The following is an 11876-nucleotide window of genomic DNA, read 5'->3' on the forward strand; positions in this document are numbered from 1 at the left end:
AGGAATCGCGATGAAAGAGAAGTACGACGCCTTTTCGATCGAACAGACCGTCCAAAACGAGTGGGAAGCCACGCAACCCTTCGCGGTGGCCGAAGACCCCAACCGCCCGAAGTTCTACTGCCTCTCGATGTTCCCCTACCCCTCCGGCAAACTCCACATGGGACATGTGCGCAACTACACGATCGGCGACGTCCTGGCCCGAGCCAAACGGATGCAAGGGTTCAACGTGCTCCAACCGATGGGGTGGGACGCATTTGGGATGCCCGCGGAAAATGCCGCGCTTCAAAACGGCGTACCCCCCGCGCAATGGACCTACAGCAACATCGCCTATATGAAGGGGCAATTGAAACGGTTGGGTTTTGCGATCGACTGGCAACGCGAACTCACCACCTGCCGTCCCGAATACTATCGGTGGGAGCAGTGGCTCTTCAAACGGCTCTACCAGAAGCGGTTGATCTACCGCAAGATGGGTTGGGTCAATTGGGACCCGGTCGACCAGACGGTGCTCGCGAACGAACAGGTGATCGACGGCCGCGGGTGGCGCAGCGGTGCGCTCGTGGAAAAGCGCGAAATTCCCATGTACTACATGCGCATCACCGCGTACGCCGAAGAACTGCTGCAAGGGCTCGAAACGCTCCCCGGTTGGCCGGAACAAGTCAAACGGATGCAAGCGAACTGGATCGGCAAGAGCGTTGGCGCCGAGGTTCGGTTCCCCTACGACGAAGACTCGATCGGCGAAAGCGGTGTGCTCACTGTCTTCACCACCCGTCCAGACACCTTGATGGGCGCCACCTACGTCGCGGTCGCGGCCGAGCATCCGCTCGCGACGAAAGCCGCGCAAAACGACCCGCAATTGGCCGAATTCATTGCCGAATGCCGCCGGGGGTCGGTCGCCGAGGCCGACCTCGCGACCATGGAAAAGAAAGGGATGCCCACCCCCTATTTCGTGCGTCACCCCCTCACGGGCGAAAAACTCCCCGTCTGGGTTGCGAATTACGTCTTGATGGCGTACGGCGAAGGGGCGGTGATGGCGGTGCCCGCGCACGACGAACGCGATTACGCCTTCGCGCAAAAATATCGTCTGCCGATTCGCCAAGTCATTCGTCCCGACGGCTTCACCGGCACGATCGACGGCAGAGGCCCATGGGAAGAGACCTTTGCGGCCAAAGGGACACTGGTCGACTCCGGCCCCTTCACCGGGCTCACGTCGGAGCAAGCGTTCGACGCCATCATCGCCGCGCTCGCGGAAAAAGGGCTGGGTCAGCAGCGGGTCCAATATCGCTTGCGCGATTGGGGGATCTCACGCCAACGCTACTGGGGTTGCCCAATTCCGGTGATTCACTGCGACCACTGCGGTGAGGTACTCGTCCCCGACGAACAACTCCCCGTCGTTCTGCCCGAATCGGTCGAGATCACCGGTCGCGGCTCACCGCTAGCTGAACTCGCCGACTGGGTCAACGTCCCCTGCCCCGAATGCGGGCGACCCGCACGGCGGGAAACCGACACGATGGACACCTTCGTCGAATCGAGTTGGTATTTCCTGCGTTACTGTTGTCCCGACAACGACCAGGCGATGGTCGACGACCGGGTCAAGTACTGGATGCCCGTCGACCAATACATCGGCGGAATCGAGCACGCGATCCTGCACCTACTCTATTCTCGCTTCTTCACCCGTGCGATGCGGGACCTCGGGCTCATCCCCTTTTCGGAACCCTTCACCAACCTCTTGACACAGGGGATGGTCGTTGCCGAAACCTTCTACCGCGAAGACCCGACAACCGGCAAAAAAACCTGGATCAATCCGGCCGACGTGATCCTGGAACGCGACAGCAAAGGTCGACCGATCTCCGCGGTACACCGCGTCGATGGCAAACCGGTCACCATCGGCGGCATCGAGAAGATGTCGAAGTCCAAAAACAACGGTGTCGACCCACAAGCCCTCATCGACCAATACGGCGCCGACACCGCGCGCTTCTTCATCATCTTCGCCGCGCCGCCGGAAGCGCAGCTCGAATGGTCCGATGCGGGCGTCGAAGGGGCACATCGCTTCTTGCGCCGTGTTTGGGCGTTCGGCGTTCGCTACCGCAACGAAATCGCGCCCCAGCTTCCCACGACCGCTGAGGCGCGCAGCTCGGCGCTGCGGCAACTTGCCGCGCCCCTGGCTGCGGCACGGCGCGAATTGCACCTCATCCTGGAACAGGCGAACCGTGACCTGGCGAAACTCCAATTCAATACCGTCGCAGCCGCGACGATGAAAATGCTCAACCTGCTCGAGCGCCTGCCCGATGGTGACGCAACCGAACGCGCGGCGCTCGCGCACGAAGGGTTCTCGATTCTCCTCAGAGTGCTCGCACCGATCACCCCGCACGTCACCGAGATCCTGTGGCGCGAATGCGGCTTCGGCACATCGCTGCTCGACGCCCCGTGGCCCGAAGTCGATTCCGACGCGCTCACGGTCGCCGAAATCGAACTGGTTTTGCAAATCAACGGCAAGACTCGCGGCAAAGTCACTGTCCCGTCCGACGCCGCCGAAACCACGATTCGCGAACGCACGCTGGCGCACGAACTCGTTCAGGCGGCACTCGATGGGAAGGAGCCGCGGCGTGTGATCATCGTTCCGGGAAGGCTCGTCAATGTCGTCGTTTGAGACCCAGCGCCGCCGCGTATTGACCGGCGTCGCGCTCGTGCCGGCGCTTCTTCTCGCTGCGTGCGGTTTTCGCCCTCGTCATTACGTGGGGTTGGCGCAGCGCACGCTCCACTTCCGTTTCGACCGTGCCGCAGCACTCGAACCGCTCGTTCACGAGATGCTCGCGGGCACACCGGCAACGGTGGTCACGGACCCCAAAGCCGCGGACGCGACGGTCGTTTTGGGGCCGCTCGAAGAAGCGCGGGAGATCATCGCGCTCTCTGCCAGCGGGACGGTTCGCGAATACGCGTTGCGCAGCGTCCTGACCGTTCGCCTCGTCGACCGCGCAGGCGAAGAGCGGCTGCCGCCAACCCGCCTCGTTGCCGAACGGGACTACAGCTACGACGACAGCCGCATCGCGGCCCGCGCTGAAGAGGAGCAGGTGATTCTCACCGACATGCGGCGCGAACTCCTCAGGCGTGCCCTCTTGCTCGTCGACCGTCGGCTTGTGGCGCGACCATGAAATATCCCGCTGCCCGCCTGCCACAGCTCTTGACCCGCAGCCCGTTTCCCCCACTCTGGGCGGTGACGGGCGATGAGCCGCTCCTCATCGAAGAGGCCGCCGACGCGATTCGCACGCACGCCAAAGCAGCCGGGTTCACGGCGCGGGAACGGGTCGTCATCGACAAAGGGGATGCGCTCACCACGCTCACACTCGCAACCGAGAGCCTCTCGCTCTTCGCCGAATCGCGTTTGCTGGAACTCCGCTTCCTGGTCCCCCCGCAGGGCAAAGAGGCACCCCTCTGGTTTGCCGCCCTCTGCGACCGGCCACCGGAAGCCACCGTCACCCTGCTGATTCTGCCCCCGCTCGACTGGGCCACGAAAAAGACACGCTGGTACCAAACCCTCGAAAAAGGGGCGATCCTTGTCGAAACCCAAGCTCCGAGCCGCACGCAACTGCCCCAATGGTGGGCCGAACGGCTGCACGCCCAAGGGCAGCATGCCTCGCGCGAACTCTTGGCCTATTTGGCTGAATGCAGTGAAGGAAACCTGCTTGCCGCGAAACAACAACTGGTGCTCTTAGCCCTCCTCTTTCCACCCGGCCCCCTACCGGAAGCAGAGGTCCGCGCAGCAGTCGCCGAAGTCGCCCGCTTCGACCCGTTCGAACTGCGGCTTGCGGTCCTTACCCGCAACGCAACGCGCGCCGCCCGCCTGATCACCGCGCTGCGCGACGAAGGCGTAGCCGAAGCGCTCGTCCTCTGGGCGCTCGCTGCGGGCGTTCGCGCGCTTGCTCGAGCAAGCGAAGCCGCGGACCCGCGCGCGGTGGATGCGATCGCGAAAAGCGAAAAACTCTTCAGCCCTGTTGAAAAGCAGGCCTTGCGCAGCGCCACCCGATTGGAGTCCGCACAATGCCATCAGTGGCTCCGCCGAGTAGCACAACTCGACCGGATCGCCAAAGGGGTCGAAGCGGGTGACTTCTGGTGCGAAGCCGAACGTCTCGCGCTCGCGCTCAACCCCGCGACGCGCACCTCTGCCGACTTTTCCGTTACCTGGAGCACACTATGACCGAAACCATCGACGCCTATTTCGACCGTCTGGGGCAAGCCGCGCGCACCGCCGCGCAAGCGATCGCGCGCGCGGGCACCGCACAGAAAAACGCGGCGCTTCGCGCGATCGCCGACGCGCTCGACGCTGCGCGTTCGGACCTTACCGCCGCTAACGAACACGACCTACAAGCGGCGCACGCAGCGGGCCTATCGCCCGCGCTGATCGACCGCCTCACGCTCTCCCCCAAAGTGATCGACGCGATGATCGAAGGGCTCGAACAGATCGCGGACCTACCCGACCCTGTCGGCGAAATCCGCGAACTTCGGCAACGCCCCTCCGGTATCCAAGTGGGCCGAATGCGCGTGCCGCTCGGCGTGGTTGGCATCATCTATGAATCGCGCCCGAACGTCACCGTCGACGCCGCGGCTCTCTGCCTCAAAGCGGGCAACGCGGCGATTCTTCGTGGCGGGAAAGAAGCGATCCACAGCAACCAGGCAATCGCCCGGTGCGTTCAGCAAGGATTGGCTGCGGCCCAGCTCCCGGCCATGGTCGTGCAGGTGATCGAACGAACCGAACGCGAACTCGTCACCCGCCTCGTGTCGTCGCCGCAATACGTCGATGTGATCGTGCCGCGCGGCGGCAAAGGGCTCATCGAAGCGGTCGCTCAAGCCGCGAAAGTCCCCGTGATCAAACACCTGGACGGCAATTGCCACGTCTACGTGCACGCTGCCGCGAAACCCGAATGGGTCGTCCCGATCGTCGAAAACGCCAAAACCCACCGCTACGGGGTCTGTAACGCCGCAGAGACGCTCTTGATCGACGAAGCGGTTGCCCCTCGCTACCTCCCCGAGATCGGCGCGATGCTCGCGCGCCACGGCGTCGAGATGCGTTGTTGCCCGAAAGCGTGGTCCCTCTTGCATGCCGCGCCACAAGTTCCTGCCGAACTGCTCAAACCGGCCACCGAGGCCGATTGGGCGACCGAATACCTCGCCCCGATCCTCGCGATTCGGGTCGTCACCGGGCTCGATGACGCGATCGACCACATCGCGCGCTACAGCTCGCACCACACCGAAGCGATCATCACGGAAGACTACTCGGCGGCGATGCGCTTTTTACGCGAAGTCGACTCCGCGTCGGTGATGGTAAACGCCTCGACGCGCTTCGCCGACGGGTTCGAATACGGATTGGGTGCCGAAATCGGTATCTCTACCGACAAATTCCACGCGCGCGGCCCTGTAGGCTTGGAAGGCCTGACCAGCGAAAAATGGATCGTACTGGGACACGGCACGATCCGCCGCTGACGCGAAAACGCTGAGCCTGGACCGGTGCGAGGATCGTTGACCTGCGCGACGATGAGCGCTACGATACCATTTCATTCAAACGTTTGTTGGAGGAGAAAAATGGTTCGTACGCTCATCGCTCTATTTCTCTCTTACGTACTGCTCGCCGCAGCCCCTGCGCAGGCGGAAATCAAGCTGGGCAGCGCCACTTTCCCCGAATCGATCACCCTCGACGGCACGCCGCTCCATCTCAATGGCGCAGGAATCCGCAGCAAGTTCATCTTCCACGTCTACGCGATGGGGCTCTATCTGCCGCAACCGGTCACCCTGGCCGAAGCCGCGCTCACCAGCCCCCCGCCACGCGCGATCCGCATTCAACTGCTGCGCGACCTCTCGGGCGCCACGTTCGCGGACGCGCTGATCGAAGGGCTGAAACAGAATCAACCGCAGGAAGCGCTCACCGCTTATCAAGCCAGCATCGACACTTTGCGCCAAGCGATCCTTTCGCACAGCGAATACAAAGAAAACAGCGTCGTTTTGATCAGCGAAGACAAAAACGGAACGGTGCACATCACCGTTCAAGACAAACCGTTGGTCGAGCCGATTCAACAACCGGGCTTCTTTTCCCTGCTCCTGAGTATCTGGCTCGGCCCGAAACCCGCACAAGATTCCCTCAAAACCGAGCTCCTCAAAGGGAGCGCTTCCTGACGCGTTTCCTTACCGGTACAATCGTCGCTATACCCGATCCCGGAGATGGCGACGATGCCGCCCCAACCAAAACCCAACGCCACCCTGTGGGTTGTAGCCCGGCCGCTACTCGCCCCCTTTTGGCTGGAAATCGCGGCAACCGAAGACGGCACCGTGATTGCCGCTACGTTTCGCACCGATCCTCCACCGTCTCGTCCGCAAGCGAACGCCCCTGCGGCGATTCATCAACTCAGCCACTGGCTCGACACCTGGCTCGAAGCACCGGCAACCCCACTTTGGCCGCGGGTTGCACCACAAGGGACCCCATTTCAACAACGCGTCTGGAACGCGTTACGAACCATCCCCTGCGGTGAAACACGCACGTACGGTGCGCTTGCCGCGCACTTGTCTACCAGCCCGCGTGCGGTCGGCGCCGCGTGTGGCGCAAACCCCTGCCCGATCGTGATTCCCTGTCACCGAGTTGTCGGCAAAAACGGGGCGCTGATCGGCTTTTCCGGTGGTCATTCCGGTGCCTGGCTCGACCTCAAAGCATGGCTACTCGAGCGCGAAAACGCGCGAACGTGACGCGCGCCAAACCGGTTACGCTTACCCCCCTCTCCCAACAATGGATCGACGCGTTCATCGACCATCTGTGGTGGGAAGAGGGGCTGAGTGCAAACACCCGCGCGAGTTACCGCCACGACCTCACCGGCTTTGCCCAATGGCTCGAACAACGCAATGAAACTTTCCGCACGGTCACCGCGGTAACGCTCCTCACCTATCTGGCAGAAAAACCCAGTAAAACAGCTTCGCAACGGCGCCTGATCGCCTGTTGGCGGAAATTTTTCGGCTGGCTCGTCCGGGAAGGAAAAATGGCGCACAACCCATGCCTGACTTTGACCCAACCGCCTTTGCCGCCCAGATTACCCAAAACCCTCACCGAAAACGAAGTCGAAAACCTGCTGCAGGCCCCGGACCCGGAAACCCTGTTGGGTTTACGCGACAAAGCGATACTCGAACTCCTCTACGCAACGGGTCTTCGCGTCGGCGAATTGGTCACATTGCACTTGGCGCAATTGCGGCTCCAAGAAGGTTGGCTCATCGCCACGGGGAAAGGGAATAAAGAACGGCTGATCCCTTTTGGGGAATTAGCTGGCGAATGGCTGAGCCGTTACCTGCGTGACGCGCGCCCCAAACTCTGCAAACCGCATACCACCGATGCACTTTTTCTCACCCAAAATGGCGGAGCGATGACTCGGCAACGCTGTTGGCAATTGATCAAACGCTATGCCATCGCAGCAGGGATCGACCCGCGCAAAATTTCCCCCCATACCCTACGCCATGCGTTTGCCACCCACTTATTGAATCATGGCGCCGATTTACGCGCGGTCCAGATGTTACTTGGCCACGCCGATATCAGTACCACACAAATCTATACCCATGTCGCGCACGCCCGTCTCGAAGCGCTCTACCATCGCCACCACCCCCGCGCCTAATCCTCACGCGCTTGTCAAAACAAACAGTTTTGCTAAAATAGAAACGTTCGTTCAATTTATAAAAGGAATTCCGCTATGGCTCTGCACAATATCCCATTGGAAACGCTCGAAGCCCTTTCCATCGAAGCTTTGGAAGAGCTGAAAAAAGATATCGAAAAAACCATCGTCAAAAAACAAGATGAGCGGCTCGAACAACTCAAAGAAGAGGTTCGGCAAATGGCCGAACGGCTCGGCGTTCCCTTTGAAACGCTTCTGGAGCGGTTGACCCGCGAACGGAGTGGCAAGGGGCGCAAAAATAGCGCGCCGAAACGCAAACTGCCGTGGCGCTTCCGCCACCCTACCGATCCCGACAAAGGTTGGACGGGCCGCGGTTTGCCACCGAAATGGCTCCAAGAGTGGGAAGCCTCTGGGCGTTCGCGTGAAGAGCTGCGCATCGGCTAACGATGAGTTGGCACATCCTGTTCGCGCTGCTCTTTGGCTACGCGCTCGGATCCGTTCCCTTTGCGCTGATCACCAGTAAACTCTTCGGCTTGCCCGATCCGCGCACTTTCGGATCGAAAAACCCGGGCGCTACCAATGTGCTGCGCACCGGTCACAAAGGAGCAGCGCTTTTGACGCTCATCGGTGACGCTGGCAAAGGCGCCGCTGCGGTACTGATCGCACAAGCTGCGACGCAATCCCCCACCCTGGCGGCTGCCGCAGGGCTCGGCGCTTTTCTGGGCCACGTCTTCAGCTATTTCCTTCGTTTTCAGGGCGGGAAAGGGGTCGCTACCGCGCTCGGCGTCCTGTTGGCGATCCAACCGTTGTTGGGTCTCATCGCCGCGCTCATCTGGCTGACCGTCGCGGTGGTCTCCCGCTACTCGTCACTGGCGGCGCTCATTGCGGCGCTCCTTACCCCACCGCTCGCGTGGCTCCTCAACCGCACCCCAGCCGAAGTGGCTCTCGTCACCGTACTCGCAGCGATACTTATCGCACGACACCACCAAAACATTCGCAATCTTTTGCAAGGGACAGAGTCGAAAATCGGCGTTAAAGCGGCAACGGCCAGCGCGGATGGATCATCACCCGGTAATCCGTCTTCACCGGAAAACCCAACCTGACGCGTTGCGCCGCAGCGTGCGCAATCATCGCTCCATTGTCGGTGCACCACTGCGGCGGGGGAAAGACGACCGAACAGCCTAGCGCCTCCAACTCAGCCGCCAAACGCGCGCGCAACTGCGCATTCGCGGTGACTCCGCCCGCCGCAACCAGACGGCGGGCACCCGTCATCTCGACCGAACGCACGGTTTTAGCCACCAACACGTCGATCACCGCCGCTTGAAACGACGCCGCCAGATCCGCCTTCGCCTGAGGGTCGTCGCCAATCGTTTCGGCAGCAAGCGCCACCGCGGTTTTCAATCCACTGAAACTGAACGCGATCTCCGACGACTGCATAAGCGGGCGCGGCAGTGCATAGCGCGTTGCATCCCCCTGCTCGGCCAGTTTTGCCAACTGTGGGCCGCCCGGATAGCCCAACCCCAGGATTTTGGCGGTTTTGTCGAACGCTTCACCCGCTGCATCATCGATCGTCTCGCCCAACAACCGATAGCGCCCCACGCCTTCGACCCACAAAAGCTGCGTATGACCGCCCGAAACAAGGAGCGCCACGAACGGAAACGCCAAATCGGGCGCAGCCATCAACGGCGAAAGCAGATGTCCTTCCAAATGGTGGATCGGCATCGTCGGAACCCCGCGGGCAAACGCCCAACTCTCGGCAAACGCTGCGCCCACCAAAAGCGCGCCTGCCAAACCGGGCCCCGCCGTGTACGCGACCAGATCCACATCCGCCGGCGTCCAGCGCGCCTGCGTGAGCGCACGCGCGACGAGCAGCGGCAACCGCCGCACATGGTCGCGCGACGCCAACTCTGGCACCACTCCGCCATAATGGGCGTGCAACGCCACTTGAGAAAACAGTTCGTGCGCAACCAGCCCGGAAGCGTCATCCCAAAGCGCCACCCCGGTCTCGTCACACGACGTTTCGATCGCCAAAATCCGTTTCATGCCGCGATTGTACCGAATCCCACCGTGAAAAGCCTTGCCCCCAGTTGCCGCACTCAGGTATAATCGCATGCTTTCCGGTACCAGATTCGAGGAAACATTCATGCCCTACGTGCGTGTCAAAGAAAACGAACCCGCCGACGTGGCGATCCGCCGCTTCAAGCGTCTGGTGGAAAAAGCGGGGATTTTGACGGAACTGCGCAAACGCGAGTTCTATGAAAAACCTTCGGAAGAGCGCAAACGCAAGCGCGCTGCCGCGATCAAACGCTACCAGAAAAAACTGCGGATGCAGATGCTTCCCCCGAAAATGTACTGATCACATTTTTTTCCTTCGTTTTGCTGCCTGCCACACTGAAGGAGCCGCTGACTTCAGTGTGGCGATTTGCTTTGCGCTGCAATGATCCCGCCTGAGTTCGTCGAAACCCTTCTTGCGCGCACCGACATCGTCGAAGTCATCGGCAAGCGGATCAAACTCAAAAAATCGGGCGTGAACTATTTTGCCTGTTGCCCATTCCACGGCGAAAAAACCCCCTCATTTTCCGTTTCACCCAGCAAACAGTTCTACCACTGCTTCGGCTGTGGCGCCCACGGCACTGCGATCACCTTCTTGATGGAATACGAGGGGATCTCCTTTCCCGATGCCGTCGAAGCGCTCGCCCAAGAAGCCGGCTTAGTCGTTCCCAAAACCCGAACGGGTGACCCAAAAGCCGCGGAAACGGCCCGCAACGAACGCGAACAGTTGTTGCATCTCCTCGAAAAAGCCGCCCACTTCTATCAGCAGCAACTGGCACGCCACCCCGAAGCGCTCCGATACCTGGAACGCCGTGGCATCGGGCGTGACGCGATCCACCACTTCGGCTTGGGATATGCGCCGGACGACTGGCAAGCGCTCGCAGCGATCTTTCCCCATTACAACGATCCCCTCTTGGAAAAAGCGGGCCTGGTGATCGCACAGGACAACGGACGCCGCTACGACCGCTTTCGCCACCGCATCCTCTTTCCGATCCACAACCGCCGCGGACAGGTGGTCGCTTTCGGCGGCCGCGTACTCGACCAAAGCGAACCGAAATACCTCAACTCGCCTGAAACCCCACTCTTCAGCAAAAGCCACGAACTCTATGCGCTAGCGCTTGCACGAGACGCAATTCGCACGCGCGGACACGTGATCGTAACCGAAGGGTACATGGATGTCGTCTCGCTTTGGCAGCACGGCATCGACAACGCGGTTGCGGTGTTGGGTACTGCCGCCACGCCGCACCACGTCCGGACGCTCGTCACCCTCACCGACGAGATCCTCTTCTGTTTCGACGGCGACGACGCGGGGCGCCGTGCCGCATGGCGCGCGCTCGAACAGAGCCTGGAAGCACTCAAAGACGGCGTGACGCTGCGCTTTGCCTTCTTGCCAGAAGGGGAAGACCCCGACTCCCTCGTACGCTGCGTCGGCACGGACGCGTTTCGCGAGCACCTTCAACAGAGCCGCACGCTCAGCCAATACCTGATCGAGACGCTCACGGAAAATGAGTCACTCGACACCCCCGAAGGACGCGCGCGCCTTATCCACCACGCGCAACCGCTCATTGCCCGCATCGCCGCCCCAGAGCTCAAGCGCCAGATCGAACAGGAGATCGCCGAGCGCGCCCGTATCCCACTCGATGACTGGGCGGCCGCGGCAACGCCTCGTGTCGCACCGCGGCGGACACGGACACGCACGCAACCGCATTGGCACGCCACACCGCGCAAAACCGTTGCAACGTTGGGAACGCGTCTTCTACGACTGCTCCTTGCCCACCCGCGGCTTGCCGCGCGCGTTCCCGTCAACTGGCTCGACGCCTCGGAAGATCCCGACCTCCAAGCGGCACAACGGCTTGTCGATGCGATCGAACACGGCGAAATCGCGCCGGAGCACCCGCTTGCTGCGATCCTCTCCCATTTCCAATCGGACGAATCCCTGCGCGCCCGGCTTGAATCTCATGCCGCGGCGCTCGTCGAAGAATCCGCACCCGACGACACCGACCCGGAAAGCGAGCTTGCCGATCTCCTCGATGCCCTCGCTGCCCAGACCCTGCAACGCGAAATCGCTGAACTCATGGCAAAAGCCCGTGTCCAAATGCTCACTGCCGAAGAACGCCAGCGACTCAACACTTTGATTCGCGAGGCCAAGCGCCCACAAAATGACCGGCGCGGCAACTGAAACGCAATCGC

General features: G+C 61.5%; 12 protein-coding genes. 11 read left to right on the forward strand and 1 reads right to left on the reverse strand.

What is annotated here, in order from left to right; all coding sequences use genetic code 11:
* The first annotated feature begins 10 nt into the window (after positions 1-10).
* From leuS to plsY, 9 genes are all read left to right on the forward strand, one after another.
* Positions 11-2647 (forward strand): leucine--tRNA ligase, encoded by a 2637-nt coding sequence (gene leuS, locus HPTL_RS08015; protein ID WP_119335522.1) that lies wholly within the window; start codon positions 11-13, stop codon positions 2645-2647.
* Positions 2634-3149: an LPS-assembly lipoprotein LptE gene (locus HPTL_RS08020; RefSeq protein ID WP_119335523.1), complete on the forward strand. Its 516-nt coding sequence runs from the start codon at positions 2634-2636 to the stop codon at positions 3147-3149. Before leuS ends, HPTL_RS08020 begins: the two co-directional genes overlap by 14 nt.
* On the forward strand, positions 3146-4192 hold the full coding sequence (holA, locus tag HPTL_RS08025; protein ID WP_119335524.1) for a DNA polymerase III subunit delta: 1047 nt from the start codon (positions 3146-3148) through the stop codon (positions 4190-4192). The genes HPTL_RS08020 and holA overlap by 4 nt, the downstream gene beginning before the upstream one ends.
* Positions 4189-5475, forward strand: coding sequence for a glutamate-5-semialdehyde dehydrogenase (locus tag HPTL_RS08030; protein WP_119335525.1), 1287 nt, complete (start codon positions 4189-4191; stop codon positions 5473-5475). Before holA ends, HPTL_RS08030 begins: the two co-directional genes overlap by 4 nt.
* Before the next feature lie 99 nt (positions 5476-5574).
* Complete coding sequence (locus HPTL_RS08035) at positions 5575-6162, forward strand: chalcone isomerase family protein (protein ID WP_170141315.1); 588 nt, start codon at positions 5575-5577, stop codon at positions 6160-6162.
* A gap of 54 nt (positions 6163-6216) precedes the next feature.
* Positions 6217-6726, forward strand: coding sequence for a methylated-DNA--[protein]-cysteine S-methyltransferase (locus HPTL_RS08040; RefSeq protein ID WP_119336134.1), 510 nt, complete (start codon positions 6217-6219; stop codon positions 6724-6726).
* Positions 6723-7637: a site-specific tyrosine recombinase XerD gene (xerD, locus tag HPTL_RS08045; RefSeq protein ID WP_269461295.1), complete on the forward strand. Its 915-nt coding sequence runs from the start codon at positions 6723-6725 to the stop codon at positions 7635-7637. The genes HPTL_RS08040 and xerD overlap by 4 nt, the downstream gene beginning before the upstream one ends.
* 75 nt (positions 7638-7712) lie before the next feature.
* A complete protein-coding gene (locus HPTL_RS08050; RefSeq protein WP_119335528.1) occupies positions 7713-8078 on the forward strand; it encodes an H-NS histone family protein in 366 nt (121 codons plus the stop codon).
* Between the two features lie 2 nt (positions 8079-8080).
* On the forward strand, positions 8081-8737 hold the full coding sequence (gene plsY, locus HPTL_RS08055; RefSeq protein ID WP_119335529.1) for a glycerol-3-phosphate 1-O-acyltransferase PlsY: 657 nt from the start codon (positions 8081-8083) through the stop codon (positions 8735-8737).
* Here plsY and tsaD read toward each other — a convergent pair.
* Positions 8667-9677, reverse strand: a complete 1011-nt coding sequence (gene tsaD, locus HPTL_RS08060) for a tRNA (adenosine(37)-N6)-threonylcarbamoyltransferase complex transferase subunit TsaD (RefSeq protein ID WP_119335530.1) — start codon at positions 9675-9677, stop codon at positions 8667-8669. The two genes, plsY and tsaD, sit on opposite strands and share 71 nt — an antisense overlap.
* Positions 9678-9777: 100 nt before the next feature.
* Here tsaD and rpsU point away from each other — a divergent pair, with 100 nt between their 5' ends.
* Together rpsU and dnaG are read left to right on the forward strand one after the other, a co-directional pair.
* Positions 9778-9990, forward strand: coding sequence for a 30S ribosomal protein S21 (gene rpsU, locus HPTL_RS08065; protein WP_119335531.1), 213 nt, complete (start codon positions 9778-9780; stop codon positions 9988-9990).
* Between the two features lie 81 nt (positions 9991-10071).
* Positions 10072-11865 carry a DNA primase gene (gene dnaG, locus HPTL_RS08070; protein ID WP_119336135.1) on the forward strand — a complete coding sequence of 598 codons (1794 nt, stop codon included), beginning with the start codon at positions 10072-10074 and terminating at the stop codon, positions 11863-11865.
* The last annotated feature ends 11 nt before the right edge of the window (positions 11866-11876 follow it).

This window comes from Hydrogenophilus thermoluteolus, from assembly GCF_003574215.1.
GTDB lineage: Bacteria > Pseudomonadota > Gammaproteobacteria > Burkholderiales > Rhodocyclaceae > Hydrogenophilus > Hydrogenophilus thermoluteolus.